This window comes from Alteromonas sp. ABH4_456 (genome assembly GCF_056160645.1).
This window is the reverse complement of sequence record NZ_JBSWXO010000014.1, coordinates 73,365-90,685: the sequence shown is the minus strand read 5'-3', so window position 1 is coordinate 90,685 and position 17,321 is coordinate 73,365. Positions and strand designations below refer to the sequence as shown.

General features: G+C 48.3%; 23 protein-coding genes. 17 read left to right on the top strand and 6 right to left on the bottom strand.

The genetic code is table 11. From position 1 onward, the window contains the following. Positions 1–5: 5 nt before the first annotated feature. From rplD to ACXAG2_RS18310, 10 genes are all read left to right on the top strand, one after another. Positions 6–611, top strand: coding sequence for a 50S ribosomal protein L4 (gene rplD, locus ACXAG2_RS18355; protein ID WP_119499829.1), 606 nt, complete (start codon positions 6–8; stop codon positions 609–611). Then, positions 608–907, top strand: a complete 300-nt coding sequence (gene rplW, locus ACXAG2_RS18350; protein WP_119499830.1) for a 50S ribosomal protein L23 — start codon at positions 608–610, stop codon at positions 905–907. Before rplD ends, rplW begins: the two co-directional genes overlap by 4 nt. A gap of 14 nt (positions 908–921) precedes the next feature. Then, the gene (gene rplB / locus ACXAG2_RS18345; RefSeq protein WP_119499831.1) at positions 922–1,746 is read left to right on the top strand and encodes a 50S ribosomal protein L2; all 825 of its coding nucleotides are present in this window, start codon (positions 922–924) and stop codon (positions 1,744–1,746) included. Positions 1,747–1,761: 15 nt separating this feature from the next. Then, on the top strand, positions 1,762–2,037 hold the full coding sequence (rpsS, locus tag ACXAG2_RS18340; protein WP_119499832.1) for a 30S ribosomal protein S19: 276 nt from the start codon (positions 1,762–1,764) through the stop codon (positions 2,035–2,037). Between the two features lie 10 nt (positions 2,038–2,047). Next, positions 2,048–2,380, top strand: a complete 333-nt coding sequence (gene rplV, locus ACXAG2_RS18335; RefSeq protein WP_119499833.1) for a 50S ribosomal protein L22 — start codon at positions 2,048–2,050, stop codon at positions 2,378–2,380. Positions 2,381–2,389: 9 nt separating this feature from the next. Continuing rightward, on the top strand, positions 2,390–3,094 hold the full coding sequence (gene rpsC, locus ACXAG2_RS18330) for a 30S ribosomal protein S3 (RefSeq protein ID WP_119499834.1): 705 nt from the start codon (positions 2,390–2,392) through the stop codon (positions 3,092–3,094). A 3-nt stretch (positions 3,095–3,097) separates the two neighbouring features. Beyond that, positions 3,098–3,511, top strand: a complete 414-nt coding sequence (gene rplP, locus ACXAG2_RS18325) for a 50S ribosomal protein L16 (RefSeq protein WP_070125803.1) — start codon at positions 3,098–3,100, stop codon at positions 3,509–3,511. After that, entirely contained in the window at positions 3,511–3,702 is a 192-nt protein-coding gene (gene rpmC, locus ACXAG2_RS18320; RefSeq protein ID WP_119499835.1) for a 50S ribosomal protein L29, read from the top strand. Before rplP ends, rpmC begins: the two co-directional genes overlap by 1 nt. Beyond that, positions 3,702–3,959 carry a 30S ribosomal protein S17 gene (gene rpsQ / locus ACXAG2_RS18315; protein ID WP_119499836.1) on the top strand — a complete coding sequence of 86 codons (258 nt, stop codon included), beginning with the start codon at positions 3,702–3,704 and terminating at the stop codon, positions 3,957–3,959. The genes rpmC and rpsQ overlap by 1 nt, the downstream gene beginning before the upstream one ends. A 216-nt stretch (positions 3,960–4,175) precedes the next feature. Further along, positions 4,176–6,053: a DUF885 domain-containing protein gene (locus ACXAG2_RS18310; protein ID WP_474869356.1), complete on the top strand. Its 1,878-nt coding sequence runs from the start codon at positions 4,176–4,178 to the stop codon at positions 6,051–6,053. Positions 6,054–6,102: 49 nt separating this feature from the next. Here ACXAG2_RS18310 and ACXAG2_RS18305 read toward each other — a convergent pair whose 3' ends face one another. Further along, complete coding sequence (locus ACXAG2_RS18305; RefSeq protein WP_349583541.1) at positions 6,103–6,735, bottom strand: MOSC domain-containing protein; 633 nt, start codon at positions 6,733–6,735, stop codon at positions 6,103–6,105. Positions 6,736–6,857: 122 nt separating this feature from the next. Here ACXAG2_RS18305 and ACXAG2_RS18300 point away from each other — a divergent pair, with 122 nt between their 5' ends. The 5 genes from ACXAG2_RS18300 (at position 6,858) to dnaB (ending at position 11,041) form a co-directional block, all read left to right on the top strand. Beyond that, a complete protein-coding gene (locus tag ACXAG2_RS18300) occupies positions 6,858–7,424 on the top strand; it encodes an RNA polymerase sigma factor (RefSeq protein WP_474869352.1) in 567 nt (188 codons plus the stop codon). Then, entirely contained in the window at positions 7,417–7,938 is a 522-nt protein-coding gene (locus tag ACXAG2_RS18295; protein ID WP_474869349.1) for a hypothetical protein, read from the top strand. Before ACXAG2_RS18300 ends, ACXAG2_RS18295 begins: the two co-directional genes overlap by 8 nt. Positions 7,939–7,952: 14 nt before the next feature. Then, a complete protein-coding gene (locus ACXAG2_RS18290) occupies positions 7,953–8,930 on the top strand; it encodes a DUF4097 family beta strand repeat-containing protein (RefSeq protein WP_474869346.1) in 978 nt (325 codons plus the stop codon). Positions 8,931–9,084: 154 nt separating this feature from the next. After that, positions 9,085–9,579, top strand: a complete 495-nt coding sequence (locus tag ACXAG2_RS18285; RefSeq protein ID WP_474869343.1) for a hypothetical protein — start codon at positions 9,085–9,087, stop codon at positions 9,577–9,579. A gap of 73 nt (positions 9,580–9,652) precedes the next feature. After that, entirely contained in the window at positions 9,653–11,041 is a 1,389-nt protein-coding gene (gene dnaB / locus ACXAG2_RS18280) for a replicative DNA helicase (RefSeq protein ID WP_119503267.1), read from the top strand. A 108-nt stretch (positions 11,042–11,149) separates the two neighbouring features. Here the strand turns inward: dnaB and ACXAG2_RS18275 are convergent, their stop codons facing one another. The 4 genes from ACXAG2_RS18275 to ACXAG2_RS18260 all read right to left on the bottom strand — a co-directional run bounded on the left by ACXAG2_RS18275 (position 11,150) and on the right by ACXAG2_RS18260 (position 13,740). Further along, positions 11,150–12,280 carry an OmpA family protein gene (locus ACXAG2_RS18275; protein ID WP_349583555.1) on the bottom strand — a complete coding sequence of 377 codons (1,131 nt, stop codon included), beginning with the start codon at positions 12,278–12,280 and terminating at the stop codon, positions 11,150–11,152. Positions 12,281–12,388: 108 nt separating this feature from the next. Continuing rightward, positions 12,389–12,823 carry a secondary thiamine-phosphate synthase enzyme YjbQ gene (locus ACXAG2_RS18270; RefSeq protein WP_474843563.1) on the bottom strand — a complete coding sequence of 145 codons (435 nt, stop codon included), beginning with the start codon at positions 12,821–12,823 and terminating at the stop codon, positions 12,389–12,391. Further along, positions 12,813–13,277 carry a chemotaxis protein CheX gene (locus ACXAG2_RS18265; protein ID WP_119499843.1) on the bottom strand — a complete coding sequence of 155 codons (465 nt, stop codon included), beginning with the start codon at positions 13,275–13,277 and terminating at the stop codon, positions 12,813–12,815. Before ACXAG2_RS18265 ends, ACXAG2_RS18270 begins: the two co-directional genes overlap by 11 nt. Beyond that, a complete protein-coding gene (locus tag ACXAG2_RS18260) occupies positions 13,267–13,740 on the bottom strand; it encodes a transcriptional repressor (protein ID WP_119499844.1) in 474 nt (157 codons plus the stop codon). Before ACXAG2_RS18260 ends, ACXAG2_RS18265 begins: the two co-directional genes overlap by 11 nt. Positions 13,741–13,952: 212 nt before the next feature. Here ACXAG2_RS18260 and nudC point away from each other — a divergent pair, with 212 nt between their 5' ends. Continuing rightward, positions 13,953–14,786: an NAD(+) diphosphatase gene (gene nudC, locus ACXAG2_RS18255; RefSeq protein WP_474843560.1), complete on the top strand. Its 834-nt coding sequence runs from the start codon at positions 13,953–13,955 to the stop codon at positions 14,784–14,786. A gap of 265 nt (positions 14,787–15,051) precedes the next feature. Continuing rightward, entirely contained in the window at positions 15,052–16,143 is a 1,092-nt protein-coding gene (hemE, locus tag ACXAG2_RS18250) for a uroporphyrinogen decarboxylase (protein WP_474869340.1), read from the top strand. Positions 16,144–16,173: 30 nt separating this feature from the next. Here hemE and queG read toward each other — a convergent pair whose 3' ends face one another. Next, on the bottom strand, positions 16,174–17,316 hold the full coding sequence (gene queG / locus ACXAG2_RS18245; protein WP_474869337.1) for a tRNA epoxyqueuosine(34) reductase QueG: 1,143 nt from the start codon (positions 17,314–17,316) through the stop codon (positions 16,174–16,176). Between the last annotated feature and the right edge of the window lie 5 nt (positions 17,317–17,321).

Here is a 17,321-nt window from a genome sequence, read left to right as displayed (position 1 = left end):
AAGTGATGGAATTAACATTGAAAGATGCGCAAAGCGCTCTTGAAGTATCCGAAGCGACCTTTGGACGTGAATACAACGAAGCTCTGGTTCACCAGGTAGTTGTAGCATACGGTGCAGGTTCTCGTCAGGGTACTAAAGCGCAAAAAACGCGTTCTGAAGTACGTGGTGGTGGTAAGAAGCCATGGCGTCAAAAAGGTACTGGCCGTGCACGTGCCGGTACAATCCGCAGCCCAATCTGGGTTGGTGGTGGCCGCGCATTTGCTGCTAAGCCTCGTGACTTTGATCAAAAAGTTAACAAAAAAATGTACCGCGGTGCTATCAAAAGCATCCTGTCTGAACTGATTCGTCAAGACCGTCTAGTTGTTGTTGAGAAGTTCGCAGTAGATGCGCCTAAAACTAAGGCTCTGGTAGCTAAGCTGAACGAACTGGAACTGAACGACGTTCTGATCGTAACTCCTGAAGTTGATGAGAACCTGTTCCTGTCTGCACGCAACCTGTACAAAGTTGATGTACGTGACGTTGCGGGTATTGACCCGGTCAGCCTGATCGCTTTTGAAAAAGTGCTGATTACTGCTGATGCAGTTAAACAGCTTGAGGAGGCGTTAGCATGAACGAAGAACGTCTACTGAAGGTGCTGAAAGCACCTCACGTTTCAGAAAAGTCTACAATGGCGGCTGAAGCCAGCAACACTGTTGTATTCAAAGTAGCTAAAGACGCGAACAAAGCTGAAATCAAAGCAGCAGTTGAAAAACTGTTTGAAGTTGAAGTAGCTGACGTACGCACTGTGAACGTTAAGGGTAAAACCAAGCGTCACGGCATGTCTTTCGGTAAGCGTAGCGACTGGAAAAAAGCGTATGTATCGCTTAAAGAAGGTCAGGACATCGACTTTGTCGGTGGCGCTGAATAAGAAGGGGATTAGAAATGCCATTAATGAAAGCTAAGCCAACTTCTGCCGGTCGTCGTCACGTTGTTCAGGTTGTTAACCCTGATCTGCACAAAGGTGCTCCTTATGCGCCTCTGTTAGACAAGAACAACAAGTCTGGCGGCCGTAACAACAATGGTCGTATTACCGTACGTCACATTGGCGGTGGTCACAAACAGCACTACCGTATCGTAGATTTCAAGCGTAACAAAGACGGCATCCCTGCCAAAATTGAGCGCTTAGAATATGATCCTAACCGTTCTGCAAACATTGCTCTGGTACTGTATGCAGACGGTGAGCGTAAGTACATCCTGGCACCTAAGGGCCTGCAAGCTGGTGACACTATCCAGTCTGGTTCTGATGCTGCAATTAAAGCAGGTAACGCCCTGCCTATGCGCAACATCCCTGTAGGTACAACTGTACACGCTATCGAAATGAAGCCTGGCAAAGGCGCGCAAATCGCTCGCTCTGCTGGTCAATACGCTCAGATCCTGGCACGTGAAGGTAACTACGTTACTTTACGTCTTCGTTCAGGTGAAATGCGTAAAGTATTGTCTGACTGCCGTGCAACAATCGGTGAAGTTGGCAATGCAGAACATATGCTGCGTTCACTGGGTAAAGCTGGTGCGACTCGCTGGCGTGGTGTTCGTCCTACAGTCCGTGGTGTTGTAATGAACCCGGTTGATCACCCGCACGGTGGTGGTGAAGGACGTACATCAGGTGGCCGTCACCCAGTTACTCCATGGGGTGTTCCTACTAAAGGTAAGAAAACCCGTAGCAACAAGCGTACTGATAAGCTTATCGTACGTCGTCGTAACAAGTAATAGCGAGGATTCACCATGCCACGTTCTCTCAAGAAAGGTCCATTTATCGACCTTCACTTGCTGAAGAAGGTAGAGGCTGCAGTGGAAGCGAACGACCGTAAACCAATTAAAACCTGGTCACGTCGTTCGATGATCATCCCAGATATGATTGGGTTGACCATTGCGGTCCATAACGGTCGCCAACATGTACCTGTCATCGTAAGTGACGAAATGGTCGGCCATAAGTTGGGCGAATTTGCGCCAACGCGTACTTACCGCGGCCATGTCGCGGACAAGAAAGCTAAACGTTAAGGGGTAGGAAATGGAAGCATTAGCTAAACATCGCTTTGCCCGCACGTCGGCTCAAAAAGCACGCTTGGTTGCGGATCAAATTCGCGGCCTGCACGTTGAAAAAGCTCTTGAAGTTTTAGCGTACAGCCCGAAGAAAAGCGCAGCATTAGTTAAGAAAGTACTGGAGTCTGCTATTGCTAACGCAGAGCATAACGAAGGTGCTGACATCGACGAGCTGAAAGTTGCGAAAATCTTCGTTGACGAAGGTCCAACGATGAAACGTATCAAGCCACGTGCCAAAGGCCGTGCCGATCGTATCTTTAAGCGCAGCAGCCACATCACTGTAGTTGTAGCGGATAACTAGGAGTAGAAAATGGGACAGAAGGTACATCCTACAGGTATACGCCTGGGTATCAGCAAACCATGGACTTCGACCTGGTACGCTAATACTGCAGACTATGCAGACAACCTGTATAACGATCATCAGGTACGTCAGTATCTGACTAAGCAGCTGAAAAACGCTTCACTTTCTAAAATCGTGATCGAGCGTCCTGCTAAGAGCATCCGTGTGACTATTCACACTGCTCGTCCGGGCGTTGTTATCGGTAAGAAAGGTGAAGACGTAGAAAAGCTGCGTAATCACGTATCTAAGCTGGCCGGTGTGCCTGCTCAGATCAACATTGCTGAAGTACGCAAGCCAGAGCTGGATGCACAGTTAGTAGCTGACAGCATCTCTAGCCAGCTGGAGCGTCGTGTAATGTTCCGTCGCGCCATGAAGCGTGCGGTACAAAATGCAATGCGCCTTGGTGCCAAAGGTATCAAAGTTGAAGTTAGCGGCCGTCTGGGCGGTGCAGAGATTGCACGTTCTGAATGGTACCGCGAAGGCCGTGTTCCTCTGCACACTTTCCGTGCGGACATCGATTACGCGACTTCTGAAGCTTTAACTACCTACGGTATCATCGGTACTAAAGTTTGGATCTTCAAAGGTGAGGTTCTGGGCGGTCTGCCTACAAACCAGGAGCCGGCTGCGCCAGCTCAACCTAAGAAGAAAGGCCGCAACGCTAAGCGAGAGGGCTAAATCATGTTACAACCAAAACGCATGAAATTTCGTAAAATGCATAAAGGTCGTAACCGTGGTCTTGCTATTGCTGGTGGCAAAGTAAGCTTCGGTACTTATGGCCTGAAAGCAGTTGGCCGTGGTCGTATGACTGCACGCCAAATCGAAGCAGCGCGTCGTGCTATGACTCGTCACGTTAAGCGTCAAGGTAAAATCTGGATTCGGGTTTTCCCTGACAAACCAATTACTGAGAAGCCTCTTGAAGTGCGTCAAGGTAAAGGTAAAGGTAACGTTGAGTACTGGGTATGCCAAATTCAACCTGGCCGTGTTCTGTACGAGATGGAAGGTGTTCCTGAGTCTCTGGCACGCGAAGCGTTTGAACTGGCAGCGGCAAAACTGCCATTTAAAACAACCTTTGTAACTCGGACGGTGATGTAATGAAAGCGACTGAACTGAAAGAAAAAAGCGTAGAAGAGCTGAACGCAGAGTTGTTAAACCTGCTACGCGAACAGTTCAACTTGCGCATGCAGCATTCAACTGGTCAGCTTGAAAAAACAGACCAGCTGAAGAAAGTGCGTCGTAACATCGCGCGTGTTAAAACCATTCTGACTCAAAAGGCTGATGCGTAATGACTGAGCAAAAAATTCGTACAGTACAAGGTCGTGTGGTTAGCAACAAAGGTGATAAGTCTATCACTGTTGTTGTTGAGCGTTTCGTTAAACACCCTATCTACGGGAAGTTCATCAAGCGTTCTACTAAGCTTCACGCCCACGACGAAAGCAACGTTGCTAACGAAGGCGATACAGTCACTATCCGTGAGTGTCGTCCTGTTTCCAAGACTAAGACTTGGACACTGGTTGACGTTGTAGAAAAAGCTAGCATGTAATTGCTCGTTATTTTCTTAAAAAAGCCCGGTAAATCCGGGCTTTTTTGTGCCTGCAATTTGCCATTCATAATTACTTACATACTCTTCAGGCGCGAATCTCTGTTTAACGATATCCTTTGTGTTTTAAAATAGTGTTACTGTGCGTGTGCGAAAACACACATCTGCACTGACTTCACAGCGCAATAAGAAATAATAATGAATAACACGGAGACGGAAATGAAACCCAATATGAAAACCCTCGCAGGCTTTGCAGTGAGCCTGGTAGCTGCATCTATCATCGGATGTTCACCTGCCAGCGAAAAGACGCAGGAAACCACTGCCCCTGTTGCAGCGGAACAAACTGCGCAATCAGAAACAGAAAGGCTTAATGCCTGGTTTGAAGAGCAGTATGAGAAGCAACTGCAAATGTCACCCATCACTTTAACCATGCGTGGCCGCAAAGAGCGCTACGGTGAAATTGATGATGCATCGGAAAAAGCTGCTGAAGAGCGTTTTGCCATGCTGGAAGCCGCTGTTGAAGAAATGAAATCCACCTTCGATTACGACAAGCTGGATGATGCGGCAAAGATCTCATGGAATATCCTGGTTTACTCTTATGAACAGGATAAGCTGATGAAGCCTTTTGAGCGCCGTGAATATATCTTTAATCAGATGTTCGGTATGCACACGTCACTTCCTACAGTATTGATTAATTATCATAAAGTGGAAAGCGAACAGGACTTAAAGGACTACGTAAGCCGCCTGGGTGAAACCGGTCGGGCGATGGATCAGTTAATCGACCGCGCGCGCATCAACGCCGATGAAGGTGTGAAATCACCGTACTTTGCCTATCAGGGCGTCATTGAACAAAGTAAGGGCATTATCTCCGGAAAGCCCTTTGACGATTCTGAGAACGACAGCGCCCTGTATGCAGATTTTAAAGCCAAAGCACAATCTCTTGTCGACGCCGGTGAGCTGACACAGGAACAGGCTGAAGGTTACCTTAAAGACGCCGAAACCATGCTTACCACTAAGCTTGGGCCTGCATATCAAACGCTGATTGACTGGTTTGAAGCTGATCTGCTTTCGCTGGATAAGAATGCTGAAGGTGTCTGGGCACTGCCGGACGGCGAAGCCTATTACAATGCCATGCTTGCACGCTCCACTACCACAGACATGACTGCGGATGAAATTCACGAACTGGGTTTAAAAGAAGTCGCCCGTATTCGTAAGGAGATGGAAAAGGTAAAAGCAGAGCTTGGGTTTGAAGGTTCTCTTCGTGAGATGTTTGATTACTTCCGTGAAGATAAAACCGATGAACGTCTCTATTATCCGAATACCGATGAGGGCCGTGAGGGTTATCTGAGTGATACCCGTACCTACATCAACAACATGAAAGAAATGCTGCCTGATTACTTTGGCCGTCTTCCTAAGGCAGACCTTGTGGTGAAACGGGTTGAGCCTTTCCGTGAGCAACCGGGTGCTGCACAGCATTACTATCCCAGCTCTCCTGATGGTAAGACGCCTGGTGTTTATTACGTGCACCTGATTGATATGACCATGATGCCAAAAAGCGAAATGGAAGCGATTGCTTATCATGAGGGCGTACCGGGCCACCACATGCAAATTGCCATTGCTCAGGAACTGGAAGATATTCCCACCTTCCGCACACAAATGTTTTTCACCAGTTATGTGGAAGGCTGGGCACTTTATGCAGAGCGTCTTGCCAGCGAAATGGGCGCTTACAAAGAGCCGGTAAATAACTTTGGCCGTTTGCATTCTGAAATGTGGCGTGCAATCCGTCTTGTTCTGGATACCGGAATTCACGCGAAAAAGTGGACAGAGCAACAGGCTGTAGACTATTTCATTGATAACTCGCCGATCTCAGAAGGTCAGGCGAAATCAGAAGTACAGCGCTATTTTGTTATGCCGGGTCAGGCGACTGCTTACAAAATCGGTATGCTGAAAATTCTGGAACTGCGTGAGAAAGCAAAAACTGCGCTGGGTGATAAGTTCGACATCCGCGGATTCCACGACCTGGTATTGGGTGGCGGTGCCGTGCCACTAAGCACGCTGGAGCTGATGGTAGACGACTGGATTAAATCTCAGTCTTAATGTTGCCAGAGGTTGTTCAGGGGCGTTCCCCTGAACAACCTGCTTCATACTATTGTCCGCGTTTAATTACACGTTCGCATTTTCCCTTCCACTCATCGTCCAGTACATCCAGTTGCATATACTCTGCTGCTTTTTCAGGATTGCCCTTGTCATAAACGGCCGTCATTAAATCAGCAACGCTGACCGTTTTATCTGCTCTGGAAATCAGCTTTACTTCATCGCCGGCTTTCAATGTGCCTGTTTCAATCACTCGGAAATACCAGCCGGTAATGCCTTCATTTCCGACGAAGCGATCAAGGTTCTTTATATCGAAGCGTTGGGAAATTTTATTACAGGGGGCGCGGGGTGCACCAACCTGTACAACAATCTCACCCATCTGCCAGACGTCTCCGATGAATACGTTAGTGTCGTCCATGCCTTCAACTATCAGGTTTTCGCCAATGGTGCCCGGGACAAAGTTACCCTCAGGAAACGCTTCTGATAAACGTTCATAACCACGGTGACTGAATTGATGGAGCACTTTCTCCGGACCACCGTGCAGCTTTTTATTACCCTGTTCGTCTTCCTCAGTACCCGACATCAGTACAGTGAGAAAAGGAACGGGTTGTTTCTGAATGGCGCTGGGCGCTCCCCGCGGACCAAAGGGGACCGGTTTAGCTGCGTATAAAGCTTCGATATGCATGATAGTTTCCACAACAGAGAAGGGTTAGCGTGTTACTTTAAAAAAAACTGCAGCGTATTTAAACCTTTTACATGTCGTCTGCGACTAACCTGAAAACACACCGGATAAAACGGAATATGGACATGGCAGAGTCTGAAACGGAAGCACACTCCCGTTCAGAACAACAACAATTAAACAGACTCGTTGCATTGGCTGTAGCCGGCGATCGTGATGCCTATCGTCAGATCTACGAAACACACGTGAACCAGGTTTACGCCCTTTGCTACCGGCTAACCGGAGACAAGTCGCTGGCTGAAGATGCGACACAGGAAGTCTTTATACAGGTATGGCGGAAGCTCGGTAATTATCAGGGACAAAGTCTGTTCAGTACCTGGCTGCACAGCGTAACCGCGAATGTGACTATCAGCTATATGCGTAAGCAAAAAAGCTGGATGCGGCGGCTATTCGATACCACTGAGCAAATTGACAACGAGGCCGGTGTAACATCATGCAGCAGCGAAGTGGATCTGGAACGATATATCCGGCAATTGCCGGAGCGGGCACGGGTAGTGTTTGTGTTGCACGCCATAGAAGGTTACAGGCACGACGATATCGCCGTAATGCTGAATATTGCACAGGGCACCAGTAAAGCGCAGTTTCACCGTGCGCGGCAGCTATTAGAAGCGTGGATGGGAGAGAGTGATGTCTGATAAAGAGTCTGAACTTAATAAAGCGCTTGAGCGCCTGCCAAAGGAAATTAAACCTGATCGTGATCTGTGGACCGGCATTGCGCTTTCTATCGAAGCCGGAGAAATGGAAATGCAGGAAACCGCCGGAAAGGCGCCGGTGAACCGGTTGCGGTATATGGCGATGGCTGCCAGCCTTTTACTGGTGACCTCCCTGTTTATCTTTATCAAGCCTTCTGAGTATTTCGGCAGCGACAGCGGCGCCGGAGATGCCCGGGGACAGGCTCTGGTGAATGTACTGAGCCGGCAACACGAACAGCAAAAACAACAACTGCTGGTGCGTTTTCAGGACCAGACAGCGGTCACTGACGACTGGCAGACACAAATTCAGGAACTTGAAGATGCTGCAGCCGCAGTAAAGCTTGCTCTGAAGCAGGATCCTGACAACACAGCGTTACTGGGTATGCTGCAACATATTTATCAACAACAACTGTTACTGATTGAGCGGGTGCACGCGCCCAAATGGCAACAAATTTGATAAAAGGACCGACAATGCGGTTAATTCAACATTTACACCCCACAATAAAACAAACATTTCTGTTAGCGGTAATACCGGCAATCAGTTTCAATGCAATGGCCGGAGAAAAGGTGGATAAAACGCTTACCACTTCCGCATCGCCTATTGTTGAAATAGAGCATGTGGCAGGCAAGGCAACGATCACCGGCTGGGACAAAAAGGAAGTGAAAGTGACCGGTGAATTAGGTGACCGGACAGAAGCGTTTATCTTTGAGAAAAAAGGCGATGACGTCATTCTGAAGGTAGAAACAAACCATCGTAAAATTGACTGGCGGGATAAAAATCCGGGCGATGGTGATGATTTAACTATTTTTGTACCGGCTAAATCCGGTTTGTCTTACACCGCCGTTGTGGCGAATGTGGAAGCCAGCGGGCTGACTAATTCTGTTCAGTTTGATGTGGTCAACGGCGATATCGATGTGTCGGACCTAACCGGTAAGGTGAAACTGGAATCAGTAAACGGAGATATTAAGCTGGATAACATTTCAGGGCTGCTTCAGGTCGAAACCGTCAATGGCAACATTTCCGGCAATCATGAAGGGGATAAAAGCACCCGGATCATCACGGTTAACGGTGATATCAAATTGAAAACGTCCAGCCCTGATGTGCAACTGGAATCAGTGAACGGCGATGCCAAACTGGAACTGTCTGAAATTGACGTGCTTTCTCTCACTACAGTAAACGGCGATATCACTGCCAGTTTAACGCTGGCAGAGAAAGGGGATGTGGATGCCTCGTCAGTTGGCGGAACACTGCATCTTAAAATGCAGAAAGGTGTGTCTGCGAGGGTGGAGATGCAGGCACATGCCGGTGGCGATATCGTGAACAGGCTCACTGCAGATAAACCATCTTCAGCGAAATATGGTCCTAATGAATGGCTGGAATTTACGGCAAACGGGGGCAGAGCCACAATAGAAATGTCTACGGTTCATGGAGAGCTCATCGTTGAGTAAAGGCTGTGATGTTATTTTTATGTAAATAAACTGAACGAATCCTCTGGCTAAAAGACTAACTATCCGGAAACGACGATAAGCCGCAGGGTATGTGGCTTGTCGTTGGACTTTATACCCCCATATTCGTATACGTATGAAAATTATGGAGAAGTAGATGACAGCGCGTCGATTAAGCGCAAGAGGATGTTCACCGGTAGCCTGGTTCACAGCCTTATTTTTAACTGCAGGCTCAGTGCTGATGAGTTGTGCCGTAAAGGAACCTGCCAGCGTGGAAGGTACCTGGGTAATCACCTCGTCGGTAACACCGGGCATTAGTGCTATGTTGCCTGAGCAGGCTGAAATGTGGCTGGGTCAGTCATTTCAGTACACCCCCGATAACGTGATCCTGGGACAAACGCAGTGTGGTCCCGCTGAGTGGAAAGAAACCTCTCTGTCCGGCGATGATTTTCTTCGCGAATATCATGTATCGTTTGAAAGACTCGGCATTGTTGCCAATCGTGTAGCCCGTTTCGATGTCAGTTGCCACGGCGAACATGTACCCGGCCAGTCAATACTGGTTGCCGGTAAAGACAAAGCGTTTACTCTGTGGGACGGAGTTTTCTTTAAAATGGAAAAAGCCGGACCTGACCCGCAACAATTCGCCGGATAAAAAGCCCTCAGGCATTGCTTTTCGCTCTGATTCACGGAAAATATCAGATCCCTGATTTTTGGATGTGCGTATTGTGAAAGCTGTTTCCACCTCAAAAGACAAAAATGTCGAAAAGCTGAAAGTACCGCCGCACAGCATCGAAGCTGAACAAGCGGTGCTGGGCAGTATGCTTATCGATCGTGAGAGCTGGGATAAAGTCGCAGAACTGGTCACAGACGCAGATTTTTATAATCATTCCCACCAGGTCATATTCAAAGTTATTCTGAAATTGCTGGGCGAAAGTCAGCCTGTGGATTTGATCACTGTTTCAGAAGCCCTGGAGCATCGCAATGAGTTAGAAGACGCCGGTGGTTTCGCTTACCTGGCTGAGCTTGCCAAGAATACCCCCAGTTCTGCCAACGTGACGTCCTATGCGAAAATTGTCAGTGAACGGGCAATTACCCGGGAGCTCATTGGTGTAGCCCACGAAATTGCAGAAGTGGGATACAACCCCGAAGGCCGGGACAGTGCCGATATTCTCGATATGGCCGAGAGTAAAGTATTTGAAATCGCCGAGAAGCGTACCGGTGAAAATGAAGGTCCCCGTGACGTCGACTCGGTACTGGATAAGACTATCAAGCGGCTTGAGTCGCTGATCGAAACCAGTAAAGAAGTAACCGGGGTAACCACAGGTTTCAGTGATCTGGATAAGAAGACCAGCGGATTACAGCCCTCCGACTTAATCATTGTCGCGGCCCGTCCTTCGATGGGTAAAACCACATTTGCCATGAACTTATGTGAAAACGCTATGATGGCTGAAACAAAACCTGTACTGGTTTTTAGTCTTGAGATGCCGTCGGAACAAATCATGATGCGTATGCTCGCATCACTCAGCCGTGTTGACCAAACCCGTATCCGTACAGCACAGCTGGACGATCAGGAGTGGGCCAGGGTATCTAATACAATGGCTATGCTGAAAGACAAAGATAACCTGTTTATTGATGACTCCTCCGGTCTGACGCCCATGGACGTGCGTTCCCGTGCCCGTAAGCTGGCCAGAGAGCGCGGGGGGATCAGTCTCATCATGGTGGATTACCTTCAGCTTATGCGTGTACCTTCGTTAAGTGATAACCGTACGTTGGAGATTGCTGAAATCTCCCGCTCACTGAAAGCGCTGGCAAAAGAACTGGAAGTGCCTGTTGTGGCGCTGTCACAGCTGAACCGTAGTTTGGAGCAACGGGCAGACAAACGGCCGGTGAACTCTGACTTGCGTGAATCCGGTTCAATCGAGCAGGATGCCGACTTAATCATGTTTATTTACCGTGATGAGGTGTATCACGAGAACAGTGAGTATAAAGGTATTGCTGAGATCATCATCGGTAAGCAAAGAAACGGTCCAATCGGAACCAGCCGGTTAACCTTCCAGGGGCAGTTCTCCCGCTTTGATAACTATGCCGGTCCGGCATTTGATGACGAATATTAATCAGCCCGGGAAAGGTGAGTTCGTACCGGAAATGCTTAACTGCTTTGCCAGATAAACAGACACAAAAAAGGCGCCGTAAGGCGCCTTTTGCATATCTGATTTGTTGAATTAACGCTTTTCAGGTACTTCAACAATCGCTGTTACGCGAATAGAGATACGACGGTTTACACGGTTAGCTTCTGCAGAGCTACCTTCCATCAGCAATTCTGATTCACCGAAACCTTCAGTGCTCAGACGTGATGCATCGATACCATATTCGTTAACCAGTACATTTTTGAATGCTTCAGCACGACGCTCAGACAGCTCCATGTTGTAGCTTTCAGTACCAGGCGCAGATGCGTGGCCTTCGATTACCGCTTCAGTTTTACCGTAGCGCTTGAAGAAAGCAACGAAGTCTTCGATGTCAGCAGAGTGAGGTTCTGCAACTTCAGCACTTTCGTTTGCGAACAGTACACGCAGGTTGTGGGTTACTTCTTCTTTATCAAATACAGTACAACCGTCAGAATCAACTTTGTCGTTCATTGGTGTGTCAGGGCACAGATCTTTACCATCTGCTACGCCGTCTTTATCGCTGTCCGCGATAACAGCACAACCTTTAGAATCAACTTGCGTACCGGCAGGCGTGTTAGGGCACTGATCCATGCTGTTCAGTACGCCGTCATTGTCGCTGTCGCCGTCTACAACAGGCGCTGGCTTGCTGTAGCTTGAAGTCTTAGACTGGCCAAACGGGAATGCCAGACCTACTTTTACACTGTAATCGTAGTAAGAATCATCAAAATCACGGTAAGCAGCGATTTCAGTTGTCAGCTTAACGTCGTCATTGATGTCCCAGTGTTTACCAATACCAACATTGGCAAGGTTGTAGTTTTCGTCTAACAGTTGGCGCTTAACACCACCGAATACGTACCACAGGTCGTCTGGCAGGAAGTATAAAGCGTCAACACCGAACATGTGACCAGAGATGCTGTCTTTTGAACCCAGCACTTGTTGGTAGTCTAAATCCAAAACAGTATATTCACCACGCACCGCCCAGCTCTCGTCGAAACGCCAGCCGTATTCGAAACCGAAACCAAAACCGTCGTCCATCAGATCCGGTGCTGGCTTAGTCTCTTCCGTGTTGTAATACATGCCATGCAGCCCTAACCAGCTGTCAAATGGCTTGCCGTCTTCCTGAGCCGCTACATTCGCAGATGCTGCAACAGCAAAAGCAAGAGCAGTAAATTTAAAAGTTTTGTTCATTTTCACATCCTGTATAACGTTGAGTGATTAGTAAAATCGAGTGGATGATAGCTCTTAGCACACGCCGTGCCAATAGACAAAAGAGCATAAAATAGATAATAACTAATATTATCGCCAAATTCCTTGCAAAGTGGCTATGATGCGCCGGTTGCCACCAGAATTGCGATGTTCGCCTAAAATTATGCCTTGCCAGGTGCCAAGTTGTAACTCCCCGTTTTTAACGGGAATTGTTACCTCACATCCTAATAAACTGGACTTAATGTGTGCGGGCATATCATCACTTCCTTCATAGGTATGTGTAAAATATGCCGTGCTTTCCTGTACAGTATGGTTAAACCACGCTTCCAGATCACTTCTCACCGACGGATCTGCATTTTCATTGATAGTCAGACTAGCACTGGTGTGCTGTAACCAGAGGTGCAATTGCCCAATCTTTACATTGTGAAGTTCAGGCAGGGCGCGCTCTACGTGGGAGGTAATTAAATGAAAACCCCGCCTGAAAGCGGGGAGAGAGAATTCCTGCTGATGCCAGTTACTTGTCAAAGCAGATTTCCATATGCGCCAGACCCGCATCACACATAAACGGCATAATAAGCTTTGCACCATCTACCTGATGACTGATGGTATGTTGCTTTCCGGATACAACGATAGGCGTAGCCATACCAAAATCAAAGCCCTTTTCAGCAAGATCCCGTTTTGCGTTGCCGCAAATCATGTTGGTTACTTCACCCACCATGTCGCCAACTTCCGCATCCAGTTTCTCCGGACGTTCACCCACCATACGCTCCATAATGGTCAGCGCGAGACCTTCATCAAACGTAATCGACATTGACCCTTTTACCTGCGGGCCCACCATGCCAATTAACCCTGAGACATCACCCTGAGCAACATCGCTTTGTTTTCTCTTGGGTTTTCCGGGCTTTAACGTGGTTTGTGCCATGGTTTCCATGACATTTAGTAAACCATTGATGAAAGGATTAACAAACTCAACATTCATGATTTTTTTCCTCAAGCTCCGCACTTTCTGCATCCTGACAATCTGCACAAAGGCCGTGAGCTTCAATTGTTTGCTTTGATACTTTGAATCCGTGCTGTTTTGCCTGACTGTCCAGCGTTTCCTGCAGCCCTTCTGACTGTATCTCGGCAACATCACCGCAACTGTCGCAAATTAGGAACTGTACCGGATGGTGACAACCAAAATGATGACATGCAACAAAAGCATTGGTCGATTCCAGCCGGTGAATGAAACCGAATTCCAGTAGAAAATCCAGTGCACGGTACACCGTGGCCGGTTTTGCGCTTGATTCCGTTTCCTTGAGGGCATCAAGTAATTCATACGCCCCCATAGGCCCGTGTTTACCCAACAAGATTTCATATACTTTTTCCCGCAGAGGGGTGAATCTTGCTCCCCGTTGTTCACAATAGGCACGGGCTTTATTAATGAGGGTAGTACTATTCATGATGTTTTACCGGCAAACGTCTGATTTTTTTTGTCTGGTGATCATGCGATTAAACAGCAGACTGCGTTCAATGCATCTGATTTCTATTCTCAGTATAACATTGGCCCGTACCTTAACAATGATATCGCGTTGAGTGAAATGCATTTACTGTAAATTGTTGTGTAAAAAAACTAAACTGGGCGGCATTCTCAGCTCTCACCGGGGTATGTTCAATGATCAAAGCGGTATCTGACCGGCAGTTGCAATCTGCTCAGGCACACTGGCTGATATTCAGCCGCGATAAAATACTCGTTCCTAAATCCACTACTTCACTTTATCTGGGCGGCTGGTCTGCACTGGAATTTATTGCTCATCATCAGGCCAGCATTGTGGAGCTGCCGCCGCTTTCAGAACATCATGCTGTGGGCGCGCCTGTATACATTATTGATACGGGGGCAGAGCACATTGAACAGGATGACTGGGAACTGACATCCCTGCGCACCTTACTGGCGGCTGGTACTGATGAGCAATTTAATGTTCTGGCCAGAGCCTGGCAGTATGTGCATTTTCTGCGCACACACCGCTATTGCGGTCAGTGCGGGGCTAAGATGGAACAGGTTGACTGGGAAATGGCGATGCAGTGCCATCAGTGCAAGCACCGTGTTTATCCACGCATCTCGCCATGTATTATTGTTGCTATTTACCGGCATAATCAGATTTTGCTGGCCAAAGGGGTGAGGCACAAGGACACCAATATGTATTCCACCATCGCCGGATTTGTCGAAAGTGGTGAGAGCCTCGAGCAGGCGGTACACAGGGAAGTGGAAGAAGAAGTGGGCGTAAAGGTGAAAAATCTCACTTACTTTGACAGTCAGCCCTGGCCATTTCCTCACTCATTAATGATGGGTTATCTGGCAGAATATGAAAGCGGTGACATTGTGCCCGAAGAAGGAGAAATCGTTGATGCGCAGTGGTTCGATATTGATGCACTGCCGGACATTCCGCCCAAACTATCTATTGCAGGACGTCTTATTGAGGCAGTGTTGAATAAGCACAAAGGAGGATAACAGATAATAAAAAGCCCCGCGATGCGGGGCCTCAGGATTGTGCGTCGGTCCCTTTTAATGATGTTAAACAAAATTAAAGGGCTTCTTTATGTTGTGTCTATTATTATCGACATGTACTTAAGTAGCAAGACTAAAGTCTTATACTTTTGGTTATTTTTATGCCATTTGGTGTCAAAAACTGTGATTACTTGATCTGTGACCGCCGTTTCAACCTTATTTATTGGTATACTCCCGCCAGAATCAGTATTGAAAACAGAGGAAATGCATGACGGCTAACAGCCCTTCCACAGCGCGTCCGGCGCTGAAAAATGACAGATATCTACGCGCATTGCTGAAGCAACCTGTTGATGTAACGCCGGTTTGGATGATGCGACAGGCCGGTCGTTATTTGCCTGAATATAAAGCAACCCGGGCTGAAGCCGGTGACTTTATGTCGTTATGCAAAAACGCAGAACTGGCTTGTGAAGTGACTTTACAACCCCTGCGTCGCTTTCCTCTGGATGCTGCGATTTTATTTTCAGATATCCTGACGATTCCTGATGCAATGGGATTAGGTCTGTATTTCGAAGCCGGAGAAGGTCCGCGTTTTAAAAATCCGGTTACGTCAAAAGCGGATGTGGACAAAATTGGTGTCCCTGATCCCGAAGGGGAGCTTCAGTATGTGATGAATGCTGTGCGCACCATCCGCAGAGAATTAAAAGGTGAAGTACCGCTTATCGGTTTCTCAGGCAGTCCCTGGACGCTGGCTACTTATATGGTAGAAGGCGGATCAAGCAAGGCATTCACGAAAATTAAGAAAATGGCATTCGCAGAGCCTGCGATACTGCATGCGCTGCTGAGCAAACTTGCCGACTCTGTCACCAGTTATCTGAATGCACAGATTGCTGCAGGCGCGCAGTCAGTGATGATTTTCGATACCTGGGGTGGTGTACTTTCTCCGCGGGATTACAAAGAATTTTCTCTTCAGTATATGGCACGTATTGTCGAAGGGCTGACCCGTGAAAGTGAAGGGCGCCGGGTGCCGGTGACACTGTTTACCAAAAACGGTGGCATGTGGCTGGAAGCAATTGCTGCGACAGGTTGTGATGCAGTTGGTCTGGACTGGACAATTGATATTGCAGATGCCAAAGCCCGCGTGGGGGATAAAGTCGCGTTGCAGGGCAATATGGATCCGTCCATGCTGTACGCGCCACCTGTGCGTATTGAAGAGGAAGTGGCGGGCATTCTGGCCGGCTTCGGTGAAGGCTCAGGGCACGTGTTTAATTTAGGCCATGGTATCCATCTGGACGTGCCGCCTGAGCACGCCGGCGTTTTTGTTGATGCGGTTCACCGTCTGAGTCGTCAGTACCACAAATAAAAACGACGCTGTTTTTCTTTTTGGAAGGGGCTACGCATCACGCGGCAGCCCTTTTTTTATTACCCGGGTGAGACGCTGCTGTTGCCGGTTGCTGACTGTTTCCCTGTCTTGCTTCCCTGCCTGTTGTGTCAGCGCCCAGTCAATGTGTTCCTGAACCATCTCTGACACACTTCCCGAACGACCTTCAAGAGCCGATACAATGGCTTCACTGGCCGATGCATTGCCCATGGCGACGGCAATATTACGTAACCATTTTTCATGCCCTATCCGCCGTATAGGTGAGCCTTCAGTATTCTTCAGGAACGTGGATTCATCCCAGGCAAACAGGGTGGTCAGAGGCTGACCGTGCAATTGCTTGCGGGCGTGGAAGTCTGTTTCTTCTGTAATTGAAGCATAGCGGTTCCAGGGACACACCAACTGACAGTCATCACAGCCGTAGATGCGGTTTCCCATCAGCGGGCGATATGTTTCCGGTATCGGCCCGTTATTCTCAATGGTGAGATAAGAAATGCACTTTCTGGCATCAACGGTATAAGGCGCGACGATGGCTTGTGTGGGGCAAATCGTCAGGCAGGCAGTACAACTGCCGCATCCTTCTTCTACCGGCTCGTCTACAGGCAGCGGCAGGTTGATGAACAATTCGCCGAGAAAAAACCAGGAGCCGGCTTCTTTACTGATAGTGAGGGAGTGTTTACCTGTCCAGCCGGTACCGGCTTTTTCAGCAATAGCGTGTTCCAGCACCGGTGCGGAGTCGACAAAAGGTCGCCATTGCGCATCCTCAAACTGCGCAGATATTTTTTCACCCAGTTGTTTCAGACGTTGCCGCAGTACTTTGTGGTAGTCACGGCCAAGCGCGTACCGGCTGACATAACCAATATGATCATCAGAAAGATGGCGGGCAAAAGACGCATCCGGAGGAAGATAGTCCATGCGCACACTGATTACTCTCACGGTGCCGGGCAGTAACTCTGCGGGCCGGGCCCTTTTGGTGCCGTGCGCGGCCATATATTCCATATCACCGTGATAACCCTTTTCCAGCCATGCCATCAACTTCTCTTCATGCTGACTGAGATCAACATCACTGATACCCACGTGCTGAAAACCTAGCGCGCGGCCCCAAGCCTTGATATCGTTTGTTAATCTATTGAGATCGATTGATTGCAACGCGGACATGGAAA